Source organism: Caldimonas brevitalea (assembly GCF_001017435.1).
Taxonomy (GTDB): Bacteria; Pseudomonadota; Gammaproteobacteria; order Burkholderiales; family Burkholderiaceae_C; genus Caldimonas; species Caldimonas brevitalea.
Genome location: NZ_CP011371.1, coordinates 3139156 through 3161996 on the forward strand (window position 1 = coordinate 3139156; position 22841 = coordinate 3161996).

Below are 22841 nucleotides of genomic sequence, written 5' to 3' on the forward strand. Positions count from 1 at the left end.
GGTGTGAATGAAGGCCCATCGAGTCTTTGTCACGCTGGTCGCGCGACGGGATGGGTGCGGTCACGAAAAGGGAGGATCAGGGGGAGGGTCAGGCGAAATCGAAATCGATTTCGCTTTCCGCCACCTCGATTTCCCTTAGCAAAGCCCGGAAGCCGGAGAAGTCACGCACCAAGCGTTTCGAGCCGTTCGCACGTTCGCACGCATCAACGATGTCGCTGCCGTCAGGGACGTTCAAATAGCGCAGGATTTCCCGCCAGGCCCGCAGGTCGATCGTGACAAAGGCGTCCAGGCCGGTGGCGATCGCGCTCCTGAACACGGCGCGGTCATGCTCGCTGAAATGGGTGTAAACCTGCCGGGTGATCACCGTGAAGATCTTGTTGTGGGCAGATTCATCGCGGCGGTGCAATGCCGTGGTTTCGCGATTGAAGGGCTGTATGGTCTGGTCCTGGGCGAGCAAATCGAGGTAGCTGTTGATGGTGACTTCGGCGACGGTGGCAAAGCCGAGTTGCACGATGTGCGCGTCGCGCGCGCAGGTCTGTTGTTGGAGGGCGTGCTCCAATTGCTGGACCACCCACGACTGCGGCACGGTCAGGCCTTCGATGCCGTGCATCGCACGCGAGAGCAAACAGGCATCCAGGCACATCAGGATGTGGTACTGCTCGTCTATTTGCGTCTGCACGATGATGCGCTTCAGCTCGGCCGTCTGCAGCCCTTGAAAAGCACCCTTCAACAACAGCGCACAGGCGGGTGCCACGATACTGGTCTCGACATCCACGGTTTTTTCGTTGTACGCCACCCAGGCACCGGCCAGGATGCGCTGGCGCATCTCTGCGTCGAGTGCGCCATAACGAGGGTCGTCGCGAAAAGGCACCAGGTTGGGCGGGTAGTCCGGGATGTTTTTGTCGTAGTACCGTTTCAGGTCCAGTTCACCGACCTTCACCGCGACGCGATTCGCCCACGAGTCGGCCAAGGCAGCGGTGACCCGGTCAGGCAGGCCGGCATCGCGAACAATGTGGGTGTACATCAGTTCTCCTGGTAAGAGACGGTGAACTGGCGCGTGCGCGATACGTCTTGCGGCGCGTCGAGGGTCAAGAAATTCGCGAACAGGTCATGGCCGTGTTCGGTCATGATGGATTCCGGGTGGAATTGCACGCCGAAGATGGGTAAGGCTTTGTGCGCCAGGCCCATGATTTCGTCCATCTCACCTGTCTGGGTGGCGGTCCACGCCGTGATCTCCAGACATTCCGGCAGATCCTGCTGTTCGACGATCAGCGAGTGGTAGCGGCCGGCGGCGAAACCACTGGGTAAGCTGCGAAAAATCCCTGTGCCGCCGTGATGGATCTTGCTGGATTTTCCGTGCGTGACACGTCTGGCGTGGCGAATGGAAGCGCCAAACACCTCTCCGATCACCTCGTGGCCGAGACAAACTCCCAGCAGCGGTATGCCACGATCAGCGGCCAGCAGCAGCAGGCTTTTCGAGATGCCCGACTCGTCGGGCGTCCCGGGGCCGGGCGACAGGATGATGTGAGACGGGTTCAACGCCAGCACGTCTCGGGGCGACATCTCGTCGTTCAGGATGACCTGCACCTCGGCGCCGAGTTCGACCAGGTAGTGCACGATGTTGTAGGTAAACGAATCGTAGTTGTCGATCAAGCAGATCATGGCGCCGCCTTCGCAGGGTGATCGAGTTCCACCTTCTTGACACCGCGGATGGCGTTGACGAGAAAGATCTCGTCCGCGTCGTGCAAGTCGCTGAGCGTCAGAATCTTTTCGCGTGCATCGATGTCGCTCGATTCCAGCAGGCACTGGCGCTGGATGCCGGGCAGCAGTCCGCAGGAAACGGGCGGGGTGTACCAGACGCCGTCTTTTCGAATGAAGAGGTTGTTGAACGAGCCTTCGGTGACCTGGTTCAACTCGTTCAGGAAGATGACGTCGTAATAACCGTCACGGCTGCACCTGTCATACGCGTCCTTGTAGGCCGCACGGGCCGAGGTTTTGTGCGCCAACAACCGGTTGCGGCTCGAGGTGACGGTATCGGCGGACACGGTGATCTTTTTTGTCGTCGTGTCGCTCGGCCCCAGCGGCACGCACTCGATCCTGAATTCGCCCGACTTCATGAGCACGACGCGCACTTTGACGGGTTCTGGCGGCAGGGTGGCCGGTTCGGACAACAACGCGGCGCGCAGTTGTGTCACGTCGACCGGGAAACCCAGCTCGGCGGCGCTCTGCTTCAGTCGCGCCAGATGCTTGTCGAGATGTCGGTATTCCTGGTCGAACAGCAGGCACTCGATGAGGTCGAAGTCGGCGAAGCCGCGCGTGAAGAAGCGGCCTTTCAGCTCGCACTCTTCATATTCAGCCTCGGGATCGGAGTCGTGCACCACCCCGCTGCCCACTCCCATTTCGCCGCGTCCGTCAGGCCAGAGCGCCAGCGTGCGGATCGGGACGTTCAGGCAAAGTGCATGATCAGGAGACGCAAAGCCGATCGCGCCGGTATAGACGCCACGCGGTTCGACTTCCAGGTCGCGGATGATTTCCATGGTGCGGATCTTCGGCGCGCCGGTGATGGAACCGCACGGAAATATTTGCTTCAGCAATCGAGCCAGACCGAGCCGTGGGTCGACTTTTGCCGATACGGTGGACACCATCTGATGTAAGGTCTCGTAGGTTTGAACCTCGAACAGGTTGGTGGTTTTGACCGATGCACGTTGGCTGATGCGGGAGAAGTCGTTGCGGAGCAAATCCACAATCATGACGTTTTCGGCCCTGGACTTTTCGTCGCTCGACAGGAACTCGAAATTCATCCGGTCTTGCTCTGGGGTGGCTCCTCGCTTGCAGGTTCCCTTCATCGGCTTGGTGTAGATATCTTCACCCGTCTTGTGAACGAAAAGCTCCGGTGACCGGGAGAGGATGGACACGCCGGGAAAATCCAGAAAGGCGCCATATTCAACCCGCTGCCGGCGCCTCAGTTCTGCATACAAGCGCAGAGGCGATCCCGTGTGCCTGAACTTGTATTTCAGCGTGTAGTTGACCTGATAGGTGTCGCCATCGTGGATATGTTGCTTGACCTTTCCGATCTGCTCGAGATATTGCTCCCGCGACATGTTCAGACGGCAGTCGATGATGTGCAGATCGGTCTGGTTTTCAAGGGTGCTCAGGGCTTCTTCGAACAGACCGTCGTCGATTTCCAGTCGGTCCTGGTACACACCCACGCAGAACAGCGGCAGCTCCCGGTGCTTCGGCAGCTTGGTCTGCAAGCGAGCGTTGAGCGCATAACCGAGTTCGTAAGAGAAGTAGCCCGCAACGTGGCGCCCGCGTTGGGTCTGCGTTTCAATTTCGGCGAGCTGGTGCTCGACCTGCTCCGGCGTATGAGCGGTGCAATACATCAAGGGATTTGAGAAGACGTAGGTGGTGCCCGTCTTCCCTTGTCTGTTGTTGTCGAGGATCGCGAACTGCCCTGCGGACAATATCTCGCGTAGCTGGTCTGTCGTTCGCATGTGTTTCCTGTGTACTGGCAGGCCCTGATGAACTTTGCTGCAAGCCGGTTGTTCTTTTATGACAACGCAGCGACAAAACCGAGTCGGTCCCGTAAGTCGAGACACGCCACGGCAGGCTTCGGCGACCCCGAAGGTTTGCATGGTGTGCCCGCGACGGGCGGAGCCAGTATCGAAATGAAGGCTGCAGCGATTCTCGGCGCCGCAAACAGCGGACGGCGCCAGAATCAGAAATTGCGCGGTGCTGGCCGCGTTAGCCGTATGCGTATGCCGGCAAGCGCTCAATACCGGGGTGGCGGCCACGTGCCAAAGCAGCGCTCAGCGCTGATTCATTCCGTGTCGGTGGGCCGCTGCGAAACCGGGGGACGGCCGTGATCGGCGGTCTTGCGCGTGCGGTGGACGAGAAGAGCGAAATGCAATCTAGCCGCCGATGTCCGACAGTGCAACTACGAGGTGTCGTAGTGCTTGTGCCGAAAAGAACGCCATTTGCTGTTTTTACGGTGGCCTCGGCAGGCCGAAAACTCGGGCATCTGCTGGACATGGAAGATCGATCGTCAGCGTGGAGCATTGTGTGGAGCATGGCCGCTCCACCAAATCGTTGGCGGCGCAGCGATGTGTCAAAGGAACGCCAGGCGGCAGTGTTGACGAAACAATTAGGCGGCTTGAACTTGTGGTGTCTCAGCCTGTGGGAAAGTATGACGATGCAATCGCGTGATGCACACCTGTTATTTCTGCTAGGGCAATGCCGGTGTGGGACACATAAATCAAGAGACGCTCAAGCATGAAATTGAAAGGCCAAGCCGGCCCGAGCGAGGTCAAGGAGTTCATCTGAAGCGGCCGGCGCCTTTCAAGTTGAATGGGCTCGGATTCGAGCAGCAACGGCAAGGCGTGAGGAACCCGGCGTAAGGCCGACATGGCTGCGCGATTTGCTGGAGCGAATCAACTGCACGGTGGGCGACCGTCCGTCGCTTTGCACGTCTATTCAACATTGCCGGCGGGCGAGCGGGTGAGGGCGGGGCGGGCGCTTGCAGCGAACCGCGCGCGAGCCAACGCCTGCAAGTCAGGTTCGACCAGACTATGGTGGCGCGGCCGTGACTTGGGACAAAGCAGCGCCGAACAACGTCAAATAGACTGCGATCCATGCGGCGTTTGGTTCGATCCGTTTTGTTGTGGGTCCTTGCCCTTGCCCTGCCGATCCAAGGCGCGGTGGCGGCCACGGTGCTGGCCTACGGCCCCCATCATCACGGCCCTCGCATCGTTGCCTCCCAACCCACACCGCCCGCCCATGGGTTAGATGGCGCAGGGCAGGGCCAGGACCACCGCCTGCACGAATTCGAGCCGCACATCGCCCACGACAGCCGGTACCCGAGCGACGAGTCTCGGGCCGGCGTCTTCCTGCCCGACGGCCCGGAGCGGCCGCCTCGAAACCACCTCACCTGAGATCCCGTTGGCGCGCTTCGGCGGGGCATGCCGCGTGCGGGGTCGACGCTTTTCAATCACAGATGCACGACAAGGAGCACATATGAGATTCCACCCCATCGCCGCCACCTTGGCACTGATGCTCGCGACGACGGGTGCCTGGGCTGGAGGCAACCATGCCGGCGGCCACAGCGGCGACCAGGCTCTGAAGCACGCGCATGCGGCCGGCGAGAAAGCGCAAAAGGACTGGGGTATCGCCGGCGATCCGAAGGCGGTGCAGCGCACCATCGAGATCAAGATGACCGACGACATGCGTTTCACGCCCAGCCAACTGCGCGTGCGGCAAGGCGAGACCGTGAAGTTCGTGATCCGCAATGCCGGGCAGTTGAAGCACGAGATGGTGATCGGCACCAAGCGTGAACTCGACGAACACGCTGCCTCGATGGCCAAGTTTCCGGAGATGGAGCATGAGGAGCCCGACGAGGTGCATGTCGACCCGGGACAGACGGGAGAGCTGATCTGGACGTTCAACCGTCCCGGCGAGTTCGACTTCGCCTGCCTGATCGCCGGCCACTACCAGGCGGGTATGGTCGGAAAGATCAAGGTGGCCGCGCGATGAAGCGGCGCGAGCGTGGTGCCGTCGGCGCCGCGCTCGACCAGGTTGTTCTTTGGTCCTATCGCTGCTGACCCATCGGAGATTTCAACATGAACCCACTGCTGACCCCCTTGTTGGTCGTGTCCCTGCTGGTCGCAGCCGGGCCCGCCCGCGCCACAGCAGACGCGCCCGCGGCGCCCGCCCCCAGCGCGACATCTGCCGCCTACCTGGCGGAGGGCGAAGTGCGCAAGATCGACCCGGCCAACGCAAAGATCACCGTCAAGCACGGCGAGATCAAGAACCTCCGGATGCCGGCGATGACCATGGTGTTCCGGGTCCGGGACCCGGCGCTGCTGAACCAGGTGAAGGTGGGCGACAAAATCCGGTTCGCCGCGGAGAAGTCGGGGCCGGCGATCGTCATCACCCGGATCGAGCCGGCGCCGTGATGCGGCGGTTGCCCCGTCGTCATTCGGATGTCTGCATTTCGGACATTCCAGGTGTCGGCACGCCGACACCTGTCGAGTTCGTTGACATAGCCAGGGACATCGGGGCAGCGCCGAGCGGGCGCTCCCGTCCGGGTAGGCGCGGTCTCTGGCGCCGACGGCTTCCCTCTCTGATGCATCTTTAATCACAGATGTTCGATATTCGTACGTGAAACGCGTCGCGGGACGGGGGGCGCCCAAGAGGTTGTGTTTGAACCGGCGCGTCTGCGACCGAACGACAGTCGATCCCGGTTGCGCAGCGGAGGGTTGAGGTAACCGCCGGGCAGTAGCAGCGGCCAGCCGGTGTCACCGGGCATCGCGTCTAGATTCGGGTTCGGGCGGCGATCTTGCGCGCCACCCGATTGAAATTTGCGGGTTGGAATTGGCCCGACAAGACGGCGATCCTTTGGGTTCGCGGTCAGCAGAAAAAGAAAAAGCCGAAATAGGCGTCGCGGTAAATATCAAATTCGCGATGCTTCAACCGCACCGCCGGAGCCTGCTGAGTGCACCCCATCACGCACGGTCACGCTCAGGGCATGCCGCTCATCGACCGCCGCGGAAGGCGGCAGGCGAGCCGTAGCACGTCAATCACCAGCGCGGGCGCCGGCGAGCGCGCAACGACCGCCGCCGGGTGAAACCTCCCCGCGACGGCATTCTCATGACACTCCGGTCGAACTGGTAGCGTTTCCAAAGGTTGTGATTCCCGGGGCAGACATGCAGCCTGCGGGCCTGCCTCGGGATGCCGAATCACGCTCGCGCGGTGCAGCAGTTTTCGCATCGGAATTGACGTGCGCCGCGATCGAACAGTCGAACCGGTAACCGCCGGGCGCTGGACCATCTGAAGAGTTTCTGTTTTATGCCAGGTTTTTATAGGGTTGCCATATCTACTGCTTACATCATCCTCTGGCCGGCAGCCTCACCCTGTTCTTGCACGGGACAGAGTAATTGAGAATCCGCGTGCCGAACATCGGTTTCGTCTAGGAGAACATTATCCCCCAGTCCCATCGCTGGCATGCGGATAGCGTAAAAACAGCAATTGGCGGGGCTCTACCCGCGAGTAAAACTGCGGCACACCGAGCACGCGCCGAAGACCTGGCGCGGCGCCCCCGGAAGGCGGCGGCAGACGAGGAGCATCCGTCTGCAAGGGGCGGCAAAGTTCGACATCTCCGGCCGTGCGACCGGGCCGGCGGCCGCGGATTCTCGCGAAGTAAAAGTGTTCCGACGAGTACCGGTTCTGCACACGAAAGGGTACCCGTCTAACGCTATTACTTCCCGATTCACGGAAGTAAAAGTGTGACGTTGCGGTGGAGTTAAAGGCCGGCATTGCAAGGGCCGCAACGGCGCCATAGGCGACAAAAGGCTCGACGTAAATCTGCGCGGTCGCCACCGGTGCACTTTTGTGACATCCGGTGTCTGCCCGGGCAAGCGTTTATTCACGATTCTCCAACCGGCGTGAGCCCGCCTTCCGTGTGGTACTACGGTAATCCGGAAGTCGCCCCAGTACGGGGCGAGAACCGTTGCATGCGGTTCCAGAATTAGCATTCAAAGTCGTTACCGGGGTGTTCATTCGCCGAGGCCTTTCTACATTCACTCGGCATGGAGTCGCCGTGGGGGAGGCTCCAAAACAACCATGGGGGAGGACCCAGACATGGAATGGAAACAATCGTGCCTGCTCTCCATCGTCGTGACGACGATGGCCTGTCAATCGGTATTCGGCGAAACCGTCAATGCCCGCTTTCCACGGGAGGCCCAGGACTCCAACAACAAGTTCATCCGGATGTTCCCCAATCTGGAGGCGTTCTCGCAGCGGAACGACCGGGTGCGGAACGCGGTGCGCAACCTGGGGGCGAAGAATGGCCTGCTCGATGCGCAGGACAACATGACCGATCCGGTTCAGTCGATCACCAACCAGCCGGTGTTCAGCCCGCTGAACCTCGACAACCCGAAGATGACGGCCGGGGTGACCTTTTTCGGCCAGTTTCTGGATCATGACCTGACCCTGGACTTGCGATCGAAGCTTCAGGAGAAGACCGGCCCCAGCCGCACGGTGAACTTCCGCACCGCGGCCTTCGATCTCGACTCGCTCTACGGCGAGGGCCCGGACCGATCGCCCGAGCTGTACGTGCAGTCCGACACCGACATCAAGTTCAAGATCGAGCCGATCCCTGGGTCAGAAGCGGTGTCGCGCAAGGGTGCACAACGCTTCGACATGCCGCGCGAGCCGAACGGCGACGCGATCATCGCCGACAGCCGCAACGACGAGAACCTGATCCTCTCGCAGTTCCATCTGGCGATGCTGCGCTTTCACAACGCCGTCACGGACCACCTCAAGGCACAGCAAGCGAACCGTGGCCTGTCGCCGCGCGAGTTGTTCTCGCTGGCGCGCCGGACCGTCCGGTGGCACTACCAGTGGATCATCCTGCACGAGTTCCTGCCCCTCACGATCGGCCAGGACCGTGTGGACCGGATCATGCGCGGCGGGCTCAGGTTCTTCGAGAACGACCGAGGGCGCCAGCAAGCGGCCGCGGATCGCGACATGAGCCTTGCCAGCAGGGAGGACAGGGAGGACGACCGGGGCCGCAGGGACGACAGGGACCGCCGGGACGGCCGTCGCAACGACTGCAGGGACGACGACCGGAACGACGACAGGAACGACCGCCGGGACCACCAGGCACGGCACCGGAACGGCAACGACGACGATGACTGCCGCCGTCCCGGTCCGCAGATCCCGGTCGAGTTCTCCGTCGCGGCCTACCGCTTTGGCCATTCCCAGGTTCGGCCGAGCTATCGGGCGAACTTCGGGCCCGATCAGAACCGGCAGTTCTTCGCGTTCATCCTCGACGAAAGGCAGGACCCGGGCCTCACCGACCCCGAGGATCTGCGCGGCGGCCGGCGGGCACCCAGGAGGTTCATCGACTGGCAGACCTTCTTCAATTTCGGCGACGGCAATGTGCGCCAGAACAAGATCATCGACACCAAGATTTCCACCGTCTTGATGGAGATGCCCGGCGCCCGGGCGCCGCTGCCCGGTCTGCCCGACGACGGCGTGCAATCGCTGCCCTCCCGCAACATGATGCGCCACGTCAACTTCGGGCTGCCGTCGGGCCAGGCGATCGCGCGCCGTATGAATGAGCCGGCGCTGACGCGCGAGCAACTGAAGGACCTCGCGCCGTTCGACATGGCCGAAAGCACGCCGCTGTGGTTCTACGTGCTGCGGGAAGCGGAGGTGATGGAAGCCGGCCTGCGGCTCGGACCGGTGGGCTCACGCATCGTCGGCGAAGTGTTCATCGGGCTGCTGAGGGCGGACCGGACTTCGTTCCTGGCCTCGTCTCCGCAGTGGAAGCCGAACCTGCCGTCGGCCGGCGGTCCCGGCACGTTCCAGATCACCGATCTGCTCAAGTTCGCGGGAGTGGTACCGCCCTTGCAATAGGGATCGCTCGCTGTACTCGGCTGGCCGCCGCTCACTGCGCGCGGCCAGTCCCGCGCGCGCTCCGCAGGGAGCGCGTCCGCCTATCGCTTGATCATCTATTCAGGACGCTATGCATTCGTTTTCCAACCCGTACATCTATACGAGGCCAGTGGAAAGCAGACATCCGAACAACCAGGCGCATCGCTTCGTCGTTTTCAGTCCCAAGGCGCAACGGCGCATGACGTTGTTCGGGGTGGCTGCCCTCCGGCTGTGGCTCGAGCTGGAGGCCGATCCCATGGTGCGCCAGCTCTGTGAAAGGCCCGTCCTCATTCCCGATGTTCGCCCGCCATGCACCGTCGACTTCTGGGTCGAACGTGGCGACCGACAGGACTTTCTCCTGGTTCGACGGCCGGAATCGGCACAGCTGCGCGTGGAAGCCCTCGAGGCTTTCAAGGCGTGGGCAAGCTCACAGGGATGTGGTGTCCAGGAGGTGGTGCTCGCGCCGGACACGGTGGGCAGGGCACGATGGAGAACCGCCTGGGTGCAGATCCTCCAGTACATCAACGCCCACTCGGAGCAGGTGCCTCCCGGGCTGGTGCGGCGGGCCGAACACGAAGCCACTTCCACACGCTCGATCGGTGATCTTTGTCAAATCATCGCCTACCACCCGGGGGTGCTGGTCCGCACCGCCGCGTATTTGCTCGTCTACCGTGGGACCCATCGACTCGTCGACCTGGCCGAGCACGGGCTCTCCGACGCGACGCTGCTGGAGCCGCTATGAAACGAGCGCTTGTGGTCCCGTGGGGACGGTTGCCGACAACACGCTCTGCGATTCCGGAACTTCTGAACGACCTGACGCGCTGGCCCACCGTCGACGAAGATGCGCTTCCCGAGGCGCATCGCGACAACTACCGAAGGCGGGAGGAAGCCGTCCGCTTGTTCGTTCAGGAGCGCGACCTTCCGCTGCAGGAGATCTTCCAGCGAACCGGGGTGCAACGTGCGCAGCTCTATCGCATGATCGCCCGCTGCCTGGCGGTCGACAGCGAAGGCCGCCTGCAGGGCTTTCGCGGCCTGGTGCCGTACAAGCGCCTCAAGGCCTATGAACGCACGGCCAAGGTCGCGCCGGCCGCGCCGCGCAGCCGAGGCGGTGGTGCGGTGGGCGGCTTCACCGGCCTGCTCAAACGCCACCCGTCGCTCGAGGCCTGGCTGATTCAGGAGGCCAGAGCCCGTCACCAGGCACTGAGCGGCGACGCACGTGAAGTGCGCAAGACCGTGCGACGCCTTCACAAGCAATTCCTCGAGCAATGCCGCGAGTGCGGGGTACGCGAGGATGAATACCCGTTCAACCGCGCCTTGATGGGGCTGCGCACGCTGCAGGAGTTCGTGCTGCGCAGCAAAGACCGGGGCAGTGCGGGTGGCGCCGGGACAGCCGACGCGCGAGTGCCGGGGGCAGGTGCGTCAGGCAGCGGCTTCGCCGAGGGACAGCACGAGGGGCCGTTGGCCGCCTTGCCTTTCGATGTGATCCGTTTCGACGCCCACGGGCTCGATGTGCGGTTCACGCTTCGCTTCACCGATTCCTGCGGCATGGACTCGGTGCTCGAACTGACCCGCATTTTCATCCTGGTCTGCCTCGATGTTGCGACGCGGGCGGTCGTGGGGTATCACTTGGCGCTGTCCAACCAGTACGACAGCGACGACGTGGCTGGTGCGGTGAGATCGTGCTTCGGGCCGCGGGGGCGTCCCTTGTCGGCCATCGCCGGCTTGCAGGTTCGGGACGGCGCCGGCTTTCCCTCCGATCTGTTTGACGCTGCGCGCTTTCCCGGTTGGACCTGGCTCCAGTACGACAACACACGCGCGACCCTGCCAGCGGCCACCCTGGACCGGCTGGGCGACATCGTCGGCTGCTTCGTTCACGCCGGGCCGCTCGGCGCGCTCGACGGCGGGCCCGATATCGCCGGACGCTTCTTCTCCTCCCTGGCGCGACACCGCCTTCGGCAGGTGCGAGGCAGTACCGAGGACGGGGCTTCCGAACCCATCTGTCCGCTTGCCGATGGCAGTCGCGACACGGCCGCTTCTCGGCTGATGAGCGTCGAGGAACTGGAGCAACTGGTCGACGTCATGCTCGGTGACTACAACGCCGAGCCGCAGGGCGTCCTCGGGGGGCGCAGCCCGCTGAAAGCCATGCAGGATGAGCTGGAGAAACCGGGCTTGGTGATACGCCAGCTCGGGCAGACCAAGCGCCAGCAGCTGATCTTCCTGCAGGAGGCCCGCTACGTGACGGTCAGAGGCAAGGCGGCGGGCGCACCACGGCCGCACGTGAACTTCCAGGGCGTGCGCTACACCTCCGACATGCTGGCCAACAAGCCGGCGTTGGTCGGGCAGAGGATACGGGTCTACTTCAACACCCAGGACATCCGGTTCCTGCACGCCTATTGCGAGGACGACTCGGCACTGGGTGTGCTGGTGGCCTCCCGGTCTTGGCGCTCCACACCGCACACACTGCGCCAGCGGCAGGAGATCCTGCGCCTGGTGCGTCTGGGCAAACTGCGCTTCGAGGAGGGCGAGGACGCGCTCAAGGCCTACCGGCAAGCAACCTCAGGACCTCCCGAACCAGCAGAGGGTCCACCGCGACACGGCCCGTCAAACCTGGGGAAAGTGAAGACGGAAAAGCCGGCCGCCGAGGGGAGGGAGGTGGCGCCGCCCGAATAGCCGCCGAGGCAGGCCGCGGGATGCCGCTGCTCGAGGCCGGCCCTCTGAACGGGGGCATCGGCAGCGCAAGGGCTGCAACACGGCAGCCCCAGTTCTGCGGACGCGCGGGGCCGTTAGGAAGCGGCCGCGACGTCAGCTGCTTGCACCGGCTCGCCCACGGGGTCTACGGGCAGAGTGGGCTTCTTGCCCGAGACCTTCTTGGGTACGCGTGCCTGCTCAACCGGTTTGGTCCGCTTGTCGGCTTTCGGCGCGGAGGTGTCGGCGCCGTCCGCGGTCTGCCCGGCCAGCTTTTTCTCCAGCGCCTTGATGCGGCGCTCGGCCTTGGCGAGAGCTTGTCGGGTTTCCTCGTGGGCGGCCTTTTCGGCGTCGACCAGGCTCGCCTGTTGTGCAGCCGCCTTCTTGTGGTCGGCCTTCACGGCCTTCAACTCGTTGCGCGACTTGACGAGCTTCTGCAGTGCGGCGGCGGGGAGTTCGACCGACCAGTCGCCGTCTTTGTCCGTGACAGAGCTGAAGTCCACTTTCTCAGCGGTCAGGAACGCCAGCTTCTTCGGCAGTTCCACCCGGCCCGCCTCGACGCGAGCACGATCGATCTTCTTGGCCATGTTGTCCTATCACCTTGTTGTCAGCAAACAGTTGCCGGGCGGGATGGTACATCGCATCGGCCGTGCAGCACGTTACCGGGCACCAGGGCCTTGGCCTGCGTCAGTTCGCCGAGCGGGTGGGGCCTTCGAACTGAGGGCTGAACCCGCTGTCACCGCTGCCCGTGGGAGAGCGCCACGAGACGTGAACTGCGGCAACAGAACGTGAGCAAGGTCATCGTGCCGGGTCTTGAGAGTTTGCCGGTCGTAGAGGCATCGGCACTGTTCTCGACGCGAGCGGATGGGCCAGTCCTCTGTCCCCGTAGCAGCCTATGACCTCGGCGATGATGACCTGGTAGCCATCGAGCCAACGGCCCTGCTGTTGTTTGGCGGCGATGTGGTGTGGGTGCCGCATCAGCGCTTCCAGCGCATCCATGGTCTCCCAGTAGTAGACGTTGGAGATGAGGCCGGTGGACCGGTTCTCCCAACTCTCTTCGCCCAGATAGCCGGGGATGGACTTGGCGACTGCGGCAATCGTGTTGTCGAGCACGTGGAAGTCGTTGTCGAACTCTTTTTTCGCGAAGGTGAACGTTGACGAGTACATGGTGATTATTCTGATGCCGCGGAACGAGCCGCTGGGTGACTTCTCGCGCTAGCCGAGGCGCCGCATCAGGGCCGCCATCTCGGTACGCCCCCGCGCTTCCAACTCGTCCGCCGCTCCCTGGCGGTCACGCTCCTCCCGGTTCTGGCTGAGTTTCACCTTGCCTGCCAGTGAAGAGACCGCGATCTCGAGGCCGACGATGTTGCGAAGGAGGGCGTCGATGTGCTCAGGCGGTGCGTCGCCCATCTTCCAGGGCCTGGGCTCAGTCGCTTCATGAGTGCGGGTCAGCCGCGCGACCAAGCGCCGCACGAAGCGCTCGTCGTCGCGAACCGCCAAGGTTCCGTGCGCATGCACAACTTCGTAGTTCCAGGTCGGCACCTGGCGGTGAGCCTCGTGCTTGCTGGGATACCAGTTCGGCGAGATGTAAGCCTCGGCCCCGCGGAACACGACCATGACCGGCGCCCCGCTCGGGCAACGCTGCCATAGGTTGTTCGACCTGGCCACGTGCGCCAGCAAGGTGCCATTTGGCCCCTGCTCGGGAGCGAACTCGAACGGTAGGTGATCGGCGTCCAGCCCCTCGGGACCGTGGGTCACCAGCATGCCGAGCGGATGCTCGCGGATGATGCGTTGAAGCACCTCGGGGCGGGTTTCAGCGAAGTGGGGTGGGATGTACATGGCGGCGGCATAGCGGATCTACGGCGGGACTATCCGTTAGAACCGGCACGATGGGAAGCACCGGTGTTCTTCAATTTGCAGGGACCGGGCCGTCGCGAGCAGCTGCTGGAATGGGCGCGGCAGGGCACGTGTGGATCGTCGAGGACTTCGATGTGAAACAGGCGGCCCCCGGGAGTGAGGCGGCCCGTCGGGCGTGGGATGCAACAATATTTGTAGCGATCGAGACAGCAACGTATTATTCGCTACATGAATGCATACGACGCGGCGTCCTGGCTGCTGTTGGTTGTCTCGTTGCCCACCAAAAGCGCGACCGCAAGGATGCGGGTCTGGCGCGCGCTCAAGGCTGCCGGTTGCGCGGCGCTGCGGGACGGCGCCTACCTGCTGCCCGGGGACCCTGCGCGACAGGAGACGTTGCGGCAGTTGGGAGAGGAGTGCCGCAGCGAGGGCGGCAACGCGTGGCTGCTGGCGGTGCAGCCTCTGCAAGGCGACGAGGAGGCCGTGTTCCGGCAGCTGTTCGATCGCAGCGAGGACTACGAAACCCTGCGCAGGAACTGGAAGGACACGAGCGCCACGCTGGGCAGTTTGGCTGCTGCGGAGTTGCTGCGGCTGCAGCGCAAGCTGCAGCGTGAGTACGAGGCGGTCCGGTCGATCGACTTTTTCCCCGGCGAGGCCAGCGTGGAGGCGCAGGCCGCGTGGGCGGAACTTTGCGCGCGCATCAGCCGGCGGCTCTCGCCCGACGAACCGCGCGACACGAGCGGAGGTGTCCCCAGGTTGCAGGCAACGGCCTACCAGGGACGAACTTGGGCGACGCGCCGCCGGCCCTGGGTGGACCGGCTGGCAAGCGCCTGGCTGATCCGCCGCTTCATCGACCCCCATGCCCGTTTCATCTGGCTGGAGCAGCCGTCGGACTGCCCTGAGCAGGCACTGGGTTTCGACTTCGACGGCGCGACGTTCACGCACGTCGGGGAGCGGGTCACATTCGAGACCCTGATGGCCGCTTTTGGACTGGAAGGTGATGCCGCCCTGATGCGGCTTGCGGCGCTGGTCCACGTGCTCGACGTGGGAGGCGAGCCGGTGCCCGAGGCGCCCGGTTTTGAAGCGGTGTTGGCAGGCGCGCGCGAGCGCTTGACGGACGACGACACCCTGCTGGACGAGATGGGCCACGTGCTCGATTCGCTGTACGCCCATTTCGAAGGGCAGGGCGCCCGCACGGGAAACTGAAGAGGAAGCAGATGATGACCCGCGATGCGAAGGTGCCGGGCGCACCGAGTGCGACCGAAGCTGCCGGCTACACCTTGTGGCAGCTGGTCGCCTACATGCTGGGCCTGGGCACCTGGGGCTTCGGCGGGCCGGTCGCGCTGGTCGGCTACATGTACCGCGATCTCGTCGAGAAGCGCCAGTGGATCTCGGAGAGCGACTACAAGGAAGGCATGGCGCTCGCCCAGCTGATGCCGGGCCCGCTGGCGGCGCAGCTGGCCATCTACCTGGGCTACGTACATTACCGCCTGCTCGGCGCCACGCTGGTCGGCCTGGCCTTCGTGCTGCCGTCCTTCCTGATGGTGGTGGCGCTCGGCGCGGCCTACCTCGCCTACGGCGGCATCGGTTGGATGCAGTCGGTGTTCTACGGCGTGGGCGCCGCGGTGATCGGCATCATCGCGATGAGCGCCTACAAGTTGACGACCAAGAACGTCGGCGGCGACAGGTTGCTGTGGGCCATCTTCCTCGTCAGCGCGGCGGTCACCGTCATCACGCAGACCGAGGTGATCTGGATGTTCCTCGGCGCGGGTGTCCTGGTCTGGCTCTGGCGGGCACCGCCTGCGTGGCTGGGGCAGGGCCGTCGGCCCCGTTTGGCTGCGCTGGCGGGGGGTGTCATCCTCGCGGCGGGCACTCTATTCTGGCTGCTCGGTGCGCCGGCGACGCCGCTCGGCGCGGGCGGCCCGGAGGGCGCTGCCGCATCGGCCAGCGGCCTCTACGCTGGTGGCCCGGTGGACCGGCAGAAGCTCGGGCAGATCGGTGCCTTCTTCATGTATGCCGGCAGCTTCGTGTTCGGCAGCGGGCTGGCGATCGTGCCCTTCCTCTACAGCGGTGTTGTGCAGGACTTTGGCTGGCTCACCGACCGCCAGTTCGTCGATGCCGTCGCCGTGGCGATGATCACGCCGGGCCCGGTGGTCATCACGACCGGCTTCATCGGCTACCTGGTGACCGGCTTCTGGGGGGCCGTCGTGGCGGCCGTCGCAACCTTCTTGCCTTGCTACCTGTTGACGGTGCTGCCGGCGCCGTACTTCAAGAAGCACGGCAAGCGGCCCGCCATCGTGGCCTTCGTCGATGGCGTCACGGCCGCCGCGGTGGGCGCCATCGCGGGGGCGGTGATCGTCCTCGGGCAGCGCTCGATCACGGACTGGGTCACCGCGGCGCTGGCCGTCGGAACGGCCGTGCTGTTGTGGCGCTTCAAGAAGTTGCCAGAGCCGGTGATCGTGCTGGTCGCGGCGCTGATCGGTCTGGTGGTGCATCCGCTCGTCGCCTCGGCTTGAGGCGCGCAGATGCAGCAAACGGCCCTCGGCGGGTCGGCGCTGTCGCACTTCAGCCACCGCGCCGTGCCACGCCAGCGGCCGGCTTGACCCTCTTCCACCACTGCAAAAGCGAAACATGAACCTGCAACTGCGCCCCTTGGCCCTTGACCTCTCCCGCCTCCAGGGGCTGTCCCAGCGCCTGGTGGCCAGCCACCACGAGAACAACTACGGCGGCGCGGTGAAGCGCCTGAATGCGATCCGTCAGCAACTGGCCCAGCTCGACTGGGCCACTGCACCGGTGTTCGTGGTCAACGGCCTCAAGCGCGAGGAGCTGGTCGCCGCCAACTCGGCCTGGTTGCACGAGCTGTACTTCGAGGGCCTGGGCGGTGACGGCGTCTTGCCCTCCTGCGGCCTCTCCATCGCCCTTGAGCGCGACTTCGGCTCGGTGCAGCGCTGGCGCGACGAGTTCACCGCACTGGCCAAGGCCATGGCCGGCGGCTCGGGGTGGGCGCTGCTGTCGTGGTCGTCCCGGGACGGCCGGCTTGTCAACCACTGGGCGGCCGATCACACGCAGCTGCTGGCCGGTGCGACGCCGGTGCTTGCGCTCGACATGTACGAGCACGCCTACCACATGGACTTCGGTGCCAAGGCGGCTGCCTACGTCGATGTGTTCATGAACAACATCCAGTGGGAGGCCGTCTACCGGCGCTATGGCGCTGCCATCGCTGCCGACGCGATAACCTGGGGGGTTCAGCCCGCCGCCGTGGCGGACGCCGTTCAGCTGATCGACGTGCGGCGCTCGCAAACGTACGCAGAGGCGGCCGACAAGATCGCCACCGCCACCTGGCGAGATCCGGCGCAGTTGGCCGCATGGAGCCTCGAACTGGACCCGAAGCAGCCGGTGCTGGTGTACTGCCTGCACGGCCTCGACATCGGCCGCTCGGCAGCACTGGCGCTGCGCGCCCGCGGCTTCGATGCGCGCTATGTCACTGGCGGCATCGAGGCCTGCCGGGCCGCGGGCGTGGCACTGTCGGCCAAGGCGTGAGCCATCGTTGGGTTCAGGTGGCCAGGCGGCTGTCGGCTTGTGGGGTGGCATGGTCTTCTGCTCTTGCTAGGCCGCACGGTGGTGAACTCGACACGGGCAGACGCCAAAGACCGGCTATCGATATTAGAGAGGCTTACTTCCCCCGCCCTTGGCACCGCGCTACGCTTTCAACTGCAGCAGGCGGTGTCGGCTGTTCAGAAAACATGAGCCAGGGGCTCGACAGCGCAGCTTGCGGACGGGAGAAGAAAGAAATGTCCTCCGACGTCATCGGCTACCTTGGCTTGTTGGTCTTGGTGGTCACGCTGTGGACCCACTTCGCCGGGGCGGGGGGGCAACGTGGCGAAGAAACCATGGCCGCTGAAGCGCCGGCCGATTCCCCGGGCCAGACCCCGGACGAGACCTCGTAAGCCGTCGCTGGCTTCGGGCGCTGCGCGGCGGCGGGCCCGTCGTACGACGTCGGCTACAGAGGCTCGACGTGCATCTGCCAGAACCCGTAGAGCAGCAAGCAGGCGTAGGCCAGGACGTACAACACGATCAGAACGTGCAGCACGCGTCGCCAGGTCGGGTTGAGCTTCACCCCTCTACCGTAAGCCGCCGCCTTCTCGTTGGCAAGAGACTCAACTCGCATCGCGGCCGCTCATGCAAATGTCGGCAGGTGAACACACCGTACGGGCTCAATGCCGATGCGTGTGATGTACGTCCGGCACATGCGCATGCCGGTGCCGCACCGGCTCGTGCCGATGTGGATGGCTGTGCGCGCCTTCCGGCATCGGGTCATGCAGATGATCATGGTGCCCGTCGTCGTGGCGATGGGCGTGCTCGTGCTCTATCGCTTCGTGCTCATGCTCGTGTTCGTGGGACTCCGCCAGATGCAACACCACGCCGGCCAGCATCAGGGCGCCGCCGGCGGCCATCCAGCCCGCCACGGATCGGTCGCCGAGCAGCAGCGCCAGCAGGGCGCCGATGAAGGGCGCGAAAGCGAACACGGAGCCGGTGCGCGCCGCACCGAAGGCCCGTTGCGCCAGCAAGTAGAACCGCAGGCTCAGGCCATATCCGGTGGCACCGACGGCAAGCAGACCCAGCGCCGCGCTGACGGACGGCAGTGGCTCGCCGAGCAGCACGGCCAGCCCCGTGGTGGCCGCCGCACCGAGGCTGGCCTTGGCCAGCACCACCTGCCCGGGATCGCGCTCCGCCAGGGCCCTCGACAAGGTGTTGTCGACACCCCAGGCTGCCGTGGCCAGCATCACCGCCAGCAGCCCGGACAGTTCTCCGGTGCCGCTGAGGCCGCGCTCCAGCACCAAGACGGCGCCGCCGGCGACGAGCAAGAGCATCGCCGCCCAGACGCGGCCGTCCATCGTCTCGCGGTACAGCGCGCGGGCCAGCACCGCGGTGAACAGCGCCTCGAGGGTGAGCATCAGCGAGGCGCCCGTACCGCTGGTGCGCTGCAATCCCCACGCCAAGGCCGTGGGCCCGATCACGGCGCCGACCAAGGCGACGAGGAACAGCCGCGGCCCGTCGCGGGTGCGCAGCCGTGCCTCCCGCCCCACCGGCTGGCGCAGCAGCCCACCGATCACCGCAGCCCCTGCATAGAGCAGGGCTGCAGTGCTCAGGGGCCCGACGCCGGTACCGAAGTGCTGCAGCAGTGGCGTGCTGGCGCCGAACAGCGCGGCGGCGACCAAGGCCAGCAGCCCGCCGCGCAAGGCTGGCCGGTCGGGGCGGCCGGGGGCCATCACTTCACGCTGAAGCGCACCGTCAAGGTTTTCTTCTCGGCGTTGGTGAGGGTGGCGACCGCCTTGCTGCCCTTGGCCAGCTTGACGCCCTGGGCTTCGAGCTTGTTCTCGCCGGCGGGCTTGAGCTCGACTTCGCTCTTCTCGGTGCCGCTCAGCACGGTCAGCTTGCCGGACAGCCCGGCGGTGTCGAACGGCTGCCCGTGGTCGGTGATGTAGAGGGTCGCCTTGTCGCCTTCGTTTGTCAGCTCGAAGCCGAGGTCTTGTGCCGTGGCGACGATGCCGCCGTGCTGTGCCTTGGTGCCATGCGCCATGGCGACGTTGAACGACAGAGCGGCGGCAGAGACCACCAACAGGCTCACGAGTTTCTTCATATCGATAGCTCCTTCTGTGCGGCACATTGGGTCAGGCTGTGCTGCAGCGGCCTGTTGTGTCTACAACGCATCTCCAGCGGCGAACGTCGACACCGGATGAAAGACCGATGTTTCAGTACGTCTCGGCGGATGAGCCCTCCAGCAGGCGCCGTGTCGCAGGTTCACCGAGCAGGGCATAGGCCAGCGGCGTCAGCAAGGTGTCCAGCAGCGTCGAGCTGACGAGCCCGCCGAAGATGACCACTGCCACGGGGTGCAGGATCTCCTTGCCCGGGGCGTCGGCGGCCAGCAGCAGCGGCGTCAGCGCGAATGCGGCCACCAGGGCCGTCATCAGCACCGGGGTCAAGCGCTCCAGCGATCCGCGCACGATCATGGCTTGCCCGAAGGTCTCGCCCTCGGAGCGGCACAGGTTGATGTAGTGGCTGATCTTCAAGATGCCGTTGCGCGTCGCGATCCCCGCCAGCGTGATGAAACCGACCATCGAGGCCACCGACAAGCTCACGCCGGCGATCCACATCGCGATCACGCTGCCGATCAGCGCGAGCGGGATGTTGGCCATGATGATGCCGGCCAGCATCGCCGATTTGTAGCGCGAGTAAAGAACCATGAAGATCATCACCAGCGACAGCAGCGACAAGCCGACGATCAACTGCGTCGCCTGCTCCTGGGCCTGGAACTGGCCTTCGAGGCTGACGAAGGTGCCGGCCGGCAAGGGCGTCTGCGCCACCACCGCGCGGATGTCGCCGATGACCCGGCCCATGTCGCTGCCGTCGGTGTTGGCGTAGACGACCATACGCCGGCGGCCGTTTTCGCGGCCGATCTGGTTGGGGCCGTCGCTCTCTTCGACGGTCGCGATGCTCGAGACCGGAATACGGCCGGCCGGCGTGTCGAGCAGCACGTTGGCCAGATCTTGCGGGCTGCGGCGCTGGTCCGGCAGGCGCAGCACCAGCTCGTAGCGACGCGAGCCGTCGACGACCTGGGCGCCATGCGCGCCGTCGGTCAGCGCCTGCAGCATGCGCACCACCTCGGCCGGCGTCACGCCGACCTGGGCCGCCTTGCGGTAGTCGATGCGCACGTTGATCTGCGGGATCAGCACCTGTTTTTCGACCGTCAGGTCGACCAGTCCGGGGATGCGGGACAGGCCCAAACGCATCTGTTCGGCCAGGCCGCGCAAGCTGTCCAGGTCGTCGCCGTAGATCTTCAATGCGATCTGGGCCCGCACGCCCGACAGCAGGTGGTCGAGTCGGTGCGAGATCGGCTGGCCGATCGCCACCGCCGCCGGCAAGGTGGACAGCTGCGCCCGGATGTCGGCCATCACGGCCTCGCGGGCGCGCTCCGAGCGCTTGAGGTCGACGTCGATCTCGGCCGAGTGCACCCCTTCGGCGTGCTCGTCCAACTCGGCCCGTCCGGTGCGCCGGCCGACCTGGGTGACCTCGGGCACGTCTGCAATCAGCTGCTCGGCAACCGACCCCATCCGGTTGGCCTCTGCCAGCGAGGTGCCGGGGTTGAACATCAGCGACAGGACGAGCGAGCCTTCGTTGAAGGCCGGCAGGAAGGCACGTGGGAACCACGGCACCGTTGCGGCGGCACCGACCACGGCCAAGGCGGCGATGGCGATGATGGCCTTGGCGCGCGGAAACGACCAGGCCAGCAAGCGCGCGTCCTGCCGCTTGAGCCACGCCACCAGCGGACTGTCACCGTGGTCCAGCCGCTTCATGCCGGGCAGCAGGTAGCTGCACAGCACGGGTGTCACCGTCATCGACACCAGCATTGAGGCCGCGATCGAGACGATGTAGGCAATGCCCAGCGGCGAGAACAGCCGCCCTTCGATGCCGGGCAGCGCGAACAGCGGCACGAACACCAGCACCACGATGGCGGTCGCATAGACGATGCCCGAGCGCACCTCGACACTGGCCTGCCGGACCACCTCCCACACCGGCAGGGGATCGTCCAGCGCGCGGTTCTGCTTGAGGCGACGGACGATGTTCTCGACGTCCACCACGGCGTCGTCGACCAGCTCGCCGATCGCGATCGCCAGGCCGCCCAGCGTCATCACGTTGATGGATAGTTCCAGCCATCGGAACACCAAGGCCGTCACGGCCAGCGACAGCGGGATCGCAATCAGCGAGATCAGCGTGGTGCGAGCCGACAGCAGGAAGGCAAACAGCACGATGGCGACCATCACCGCGCCGTCGCGCAAGGCTTCGGTCACGTTGCCGATCGAGGCCTCGATGAAATCGGCCTGGCGGAACAGCACCTGCGGCGCGCTGAGGCCCTTCGGCAGGCCTTGGCGCAGCTCGCCCAGGGCGGTCTCGATCTGACGCGTCAGCCGCACGGTGTCGGCCGCCGGCTGCTTCTGCACGCTGACGATGACCGCGGGGGCGCCGTTGTAGCCGGCGTCGCCGCGCTTGAGAGCCGGCGCGAAACGCACTGTCGCGACTTGTTCGAGCAGCACCGGACGGCCGTCCTGGAACGCGACCGCGAGCCCCTGCAGGTCCTCGACACGGTTGGTGCGCGCCAGGTGGCGGATCAGGTACTCCCGGCTGTTGAGGTCGATGAAGCCGCCGCCGGCGTTGCCGGCAAAACCCTTGAGAGCCTGCTCGACCTGGCTCAGGGACACGCCGAACTGCGCCAGGCGCGCCGGGTCGGGTTCGACCCGCAGCTGCCGCACGTCCCCGCCGATCGGGATCACCTGCGAGACGCCCGCGATCGAAAGCAAGCGCGGCCGCAACACGAAGTCCGCGTACTCGCGCGCCTGCATCGGCGTGGCGGCCTGCGCACCGCTTTGCAAGGGCAGGGCGATCAGCATGATCTCGCCCATGATGGACGAGACCGGGCCCATGATGGGCGTGACGCCCTCCGGCAGCTGCTCGCGCGTCAGCGCGAGGCGTTCCGAGACCAGCTGCCGGTTGCGGTAGATGTCGGTGCCCCAGTCGAACTCGGCGTACACGATGGACAGGCCGACGCCGGAGGTGGAGCGCACCCGGGTCACGCCCGGCATGCCGTTCAAGGCCGTCTCGACCGGGAAGGTGACGAGTTGCTCGACCTCCTCGGGCGCCATGCCGCCGGCTTCGGCCAGTACCGAGATGACCGGCTTGTTGAGGTCGGGGAACACATCGACCGGCGTGCGCCACGCCGAGTAAGCGCCCCACACCAGCAACAGCACGGCAAACGCCAGCACGAACAGCCGGTTGGCGAGGCTGAAACGAACGATCCAGTTGAACATCGT

The 22841-nt window shown here is 65.0% G+C and carries 20 protein-coding genes; 10 read left to right on the forward strand and 10 right to left on the reverse strand.

The genetic code is table 11. The annotated features are described in order from the left end of the window. Nucleotides 1-88 precede the first annotated feature (88 nt). Genes AAW51_RS13630 through pabB form a run of 3 tightly spaced genes read right to left on the reverse strand, consistent with a single transcriptional unit; the run spans nucleotide 89 to nucleotide 3494 of the window. Nucleotides 89-1024, reverse strand: coding sequence for a diiron oxygenase (locus AAW51_RS13630; RefSeq protein WP_047195050.1), 936 nt, complete (start codon nucleotides 1022-1024; stop codon nucleotides 89-91). Continuing rightward, entirely contained in the window at nucleotides 1024-1662 is a 639-nt protein-coding gene (locus AAW51_RS13635) for an anthranilate synthase component II (protein WP_047195051.1), read from the reverse strand. Before AAW51_RS13635 ends, AAW51_RS13630 begins: the two co-directional genes overlap by 1 nt. Next, entirely contained in the window at nucleotides 1659-3494 is a 1836-nt protein-coding gene (gene pabB / locus AAW51_RS13640; RefSeq protein ID WP_169788024.1) for an aminodeoxychorismate synthase component I, read from the reverse strand. The genes AAW51_RS13635 and pabB overlap by 4 nt, the downstream gene beginning before the upstream one ends. Before the next feature lie 27 nt (nucleotides 3495-3521). Between pabB and AAW51_RS30455 the strand changes: the two genes are divergently transcribed. The 6 genes from AAW51_RS30455 to AAW51_RS13675 all read left to right on the forward strand — a co-directional run bounded on the left by AAW51_RS30455 (nucleotide 3522) and on the right by AAW51_RS13675 (nucleotide 12105). Further along, nucleotides 3522-3866: a hypothetical protein gene (locus AAW51_RS30455; RefSeq protein WP_169788025.1), complete on the forward strand. Its 345-nt coding sequence runs from the start codon at nucleotides 3522-3524 to the stop codon at nucleotides 3864-3866. 1147 nt (nucleotides 3867-5013) lie between these two features. Next, nucleotides 5014-5529 (forward strand): cupredoxin domain-containing protein, encoded by a 516-nt coding sequence (locus AAW51_RS13650; RefSeq protein WP_053013548.1) that lies wholly within the window; start codon nucleotides 5014-5016, stop codon nucleotides 5527-5529. Nucleotides 5530-5615: 86 nt separating this feature from the next. Then, nucleotides 5616-5951, forward strand: coding sequence for a copper-binding protein (locus tag AAW51_RS13655; RefSeq protein WP_047195053.1), 336 nt, complete (start codon nucleotides 5616-5618; stop codon nucleotides 5949-5951). Nucleotides 5952-7635: 1684 nt separating this feature from the next. After that, on the forward strand, nucleotides 7636-9417 hold the full coding sequence (locus AAW51_RS28135; protein ID WP_053013549.1) for a peroxidase family protein: 1782 nt from the start codon (nucleotides 7636-7638) through the stop codon (nucleotides 9415-9417). Between the two features lie 109 nt (nucleotides 9418-9526). Next, complete coding sequence (locus AAW51_RS28140; RefSeq protein ID WP_157359877.1) at nucleotides 9527-10177, forward strand: hypothetical protein; 651 nt, start codon at nucleotides 9527-9529, stop codon at nucleotides 10175-10177. Further along, on the forward strand, nucleotides 10174-12105 hold the full coding sequence (locus tag AAW51_RS13675) for a hypothetical protein (RefSeq protein ID WP_157359878.1): 1932 nt from the start codon (nucleotides 10174-10176) through the stop codon (nucleotides 12103-12105). The genes AAW51_RS28140 and AAW51_RS13675 overlap by 4 nt, the downstream gene beginning before the upstream one ends. Nucleotides 12106-12218: 113 nt before the next feature. On the opposite strand, the gene AAW51_RS13680 is transcribed toward AAW51_RS13675, so the two are convergent. The 3 genes from AAW51_RS13680 to AAW51_RS13690 form a co-directional block, all read right to left on the reverse strand. Next, nucleotides 12219-12707 (reverse strand): hypothetical protein, encoded by a 489-nt coding sequence (locus AAW51_RS13680; RefSeq protein ID WP_047195054.1) that lies wholly within the window; start codon nucleotides 12705-12707, stop codon nucleotides 12219-12221. Nucleotides 12708-12918: 211 nt separating this feature from the next. Further along, the gene (locus tag AAW51_RS13685) at nucleotides 12919-13287 is read right to left on the reverse strand and encodes an antibiotic biosynthesis monooxygenase family protein (RefSeq protein WP_047195055.1); all 369 of its coding nucleotides are present in this window, start codon (nucleotides 13285-13287) and stop codon (nucleotides 12919-12921) included. Between the two features lie 48 nt (nucleotides 13288-13335). After that, nucleotides 13336-13959: an FMN-binding negative transcriptional regulator gene (locus AAW51_RS13690; RefSeq protein ID WP_047195056.1), complete on the reverse strand. Its 624-nt coding sequence runs from the start codon at nucleotides 13957-13959 to the stop codon at nucleotides 13336-13338. A gap of 246 nt (nucleotides 13960-14205) precedes the next feature. Between AAW51_RS13690 and AAW51_RS13695 the strand changes: the two genes are divergently transcribed. From AAW51_RS13695 to AAW51_RS13710, 4 genes are all read left to right on the forward strand, one after another. Continuing rightward, entirely contained in the window at nucleotides 14206-15180 is a 975-nt protein-coding gene (locus AAW51_RS13695; protein ID WP_047195057.1) for a chromate resistance protein ChrB domain-containing protein, read from the forward strand. A gap of 14 nt (nucleotides 15181-15194) precedes the next feature. Beyond that, on the forward strand, nucleotides 15195-16490 hold the full coding sequence (locus AAW51_RS13700) for a chromate transporter (protein WP_047197790.1): 1296 nt from the start codon (nucleotides 15195-15197) through the stop codon (nucleotides 16488-16490). Nucleotides 16491-16605: 115 nt separating this feature from the next. Further along, nucleotides 16606-17514 (forward strand): Fe-Mn family superoxide dismutase, encoded by a 909-nt coding sequence (locus AAW51_RS13705; RefSeq protein ID WP_047195058.1) that lies wholly within the window; start codon nucleotides 16606-16608, stop codon nucleotides 17512-17514. A 251-nt stretch (nucleotides 17515-17765) separates the two neighbouring features. Then, nucleotides 17766-17921: a hypothetical protein gene (locus tag AAW51_RS13710; protein ID WP_157359879.1), complete on the forward strand. Its 156-nt coding sequence runs from the start codon at nucleotides 17766-17768 to the stop codon at nucleotides 17919-17921. A gap of 53 nt (nucleotides 17922-17974) precedes the next feature. Here AAW51_RS13710 and AAW51_RS29955 read toward each other — a convergent pair whose 3' ends face one another. The 4 genes from AAW51_RS29955 to AAW51_RS13725 all read right to left on the reverse strand — a co-directional run bounded on the left by AAW51_RS29955 (nucleotide 17975) and on the right by AAW51_RS13725 (nucleotide 22838). Next, on the reverse strand, nucleotides 17975-18142 hold the full coding sequence (locus tag AAW51_RS29955; RefSeq protein ID WP_157359880.1) for a hypothetical protein: 168 nt from the start codon (nucleotides 18140-18142) through the stop codon (nucleotides 17975-17977). Nucleotides 18143-18188: 46 nt separating this feature from the next. After that, nucleotides 18189-19244 carry a DMT family transporter gene (locus AAW51_RS13715; protein WP_047195060.1) on the reverse strand — a complete coding sequence of 352 codons (1056 nt, stop codon included), beginning with the start codon at nucleotides 19242-19244 and terminating at the stop codon, nucleotides 18189-18191. Further along, complete coding sequence (locus AAW51_RS13720; protein WP_047195061.1) at nucleotides 19244-19615, reverse strand: hypothetical protein; 372 nt, start codon at nucleotides 19613-19615, stop codon at nucleotides 19244-19246. Before AAW51_RS13720 ends, AAW51_RS13715 begins: the two co-directional genes overlap by 1 nt. A 112-nt stretch (nucleotides 19616-19727) precedes the next feature. After that, nucleotides 19728-22838 carry an efflux RND transporter permease subunit gene (locus tag AAW51_RS13725; protein ID WP_047195062.1) on the reverse strand — a complete coding sequence of 1037 codons (3111 nt, stop codon included), beginning with the start codon at nucleotides 22836-22838 and terminating at the stop codon, nucleotides 19728-19730. Nucleotides 22839-22841 lie beyond the last annotated feature (3 nt).

What these genes read in the sequence shown, in the direction of transcription:
- AAW51_RS13630 (WP_047195050.1), bottom strand. Translation starts at nt 1,024, where the DNA reads ATGTACACCCACATTGTTCGCGATGCCGGCCTGCCTGACCGGGTCACC.
- AAW51_RS13635 (WP_047195051.1), bottom strand. Translation starts at nt 1,662, where the DNA reads ATGATCTGCTTGATCGACAACTACGATTCGTTTACCTACAACATCGTG.
- pabB (WP_169788024.1), bottom strand. Translation starts at nt 3,494, where the DNA reads ATGCGAACGACAGACCAGCTACGCGAGATATTGTCCGCAGGGCAGTTC.
- AAW51_RS30455 (WP_169788025.1), top strand. Translation starts at nt 3,522, where the DNA reads ATGAACTTTGCTGCAAGCCGGTTGTTCTTTTATGACAACGCAGCGACA.
- AAW51_RS13650 (WP_053013548.1), top strand. Translation starts at nt 5,014, where the DNA reads ATGAGATTCCACCCCATCGCCGCCACCTTGGCACTGATGCTCGCGACG.
- AAW51_RS13655 (WP_047195053.1), top strand. Translation starts at nt 5,616, where the DNA reads ATGAACCCACTGCTGACCCCCTTGTTGGTCGTGTCCCTGCTGGTCGCA.
- AAW51_RS28135 (WP_053013549.1), top strand. Translation starts at nt 7,636, where the DNA reads ATGGAATGGAAACAATCGTGCCTGCTCTCCATCGTCGTGACGACGATG.
- AAW51_RS28140 (WP_157359877.1), top strand. Translation starts at nt 9,527, where the DNA reads ATGCATTCGTTTTCCAACCCGTACATCTATACGAGGCCAGTGGAAAGC.
- AAW51_RS13675 (WP_157359878.1), top strand. Translation starts at nt 10,174, where the DNA reads ATGAAACGAGCGCTTGTGGTCCCGTGGGGACGGTTGCCGACAACACGC.
- AAW51_RS13680 (WP_047195054.1), bottom strand. Translation starts at nt 12,707, where the DNA reads ATGGCCAAGAAGATCGATCGTGCTCGCGTCGAGGCGGGCCGGGTGGAA.
- AAW51_RS13685 (WP_047195055.1), bottom strand. Translation starts at nt 13,287, where the DNA reads ATGTACTCGTCAACGTTCACCTTCGCGAAAAAAGAGTTCGACAACGAC.
- AAW51_RS13690 (WP_047195056.1), bottom strand. Translation starts at nt 13,959, where the DNA reads ATGTACATCCCACCCCACTTCGCTGAAACCCGCCCCGAGGTGCTTCAA.
- AAW51_RS13695 (WP_047195057.1), top strand. Translation starts at nt 14,206, where the DNA reads ATGAATGCATACGACGCGGCGTCCTGGCTGCTGTTGGTTGTCTCGTTG.
- AAW51_RS13700 (WP_047197790.1), top strand. Translation starts at nt 15,195, where the DNA reads ATGACCCGCGATGCGAAGGTGCCGGGCGCACCGAGTGCGACCGAAGCT.
- AAW51_RS13705 (WP_047195058.1), top strand. Translation starts at nt 16,606, where the DNA reads ATGAACCTGCAACTGCGCCCCTTGGCCCTTGACCTCTCCCGCCTCCAG.
- AAW51_RS13710 (WP_157359879.1), top strand. Translation starts at nt 17,766, where the DNA reads ATGTCCTCCGACGTCATCGGCTACCTTGGCTTGTTGGTCTTGGTGGTC.
- AAW51_RS29955 (WP_157359880.1), bottom strand. Translation starts at nt 18,142, where the DNA reads ATGCGAGTTGAGTCTCTTGCCAACGAGAAGGCGGCGGCTTACGGTAGA.
- AAW51_RS13715 (WP_047195060.1), bottom strand. Translation starts at nt 19,244, where the DNA reads ATGGCCCCCGGCCGCCCCGACCGGCCAGCCTTGCGCGGCGGGCTGCTG.
- AAW51_RS13720 (WP_047195061.1), bottom strand. Translation starts at nt 19,615, where the DNA reads ATGAAGAAACTCGTGAGCCTGTTGGTGGTCTCTGCCGCCGCTCTGTCG.
- AAW51_RS13725 (WP_047195062.1), bottom strand. Translation starts at nt 22,838, where the DNA reads ATGTTCAACTGGATCGTTCGTTTCAGCCTCGCCAACCGGCTGTTCGTG.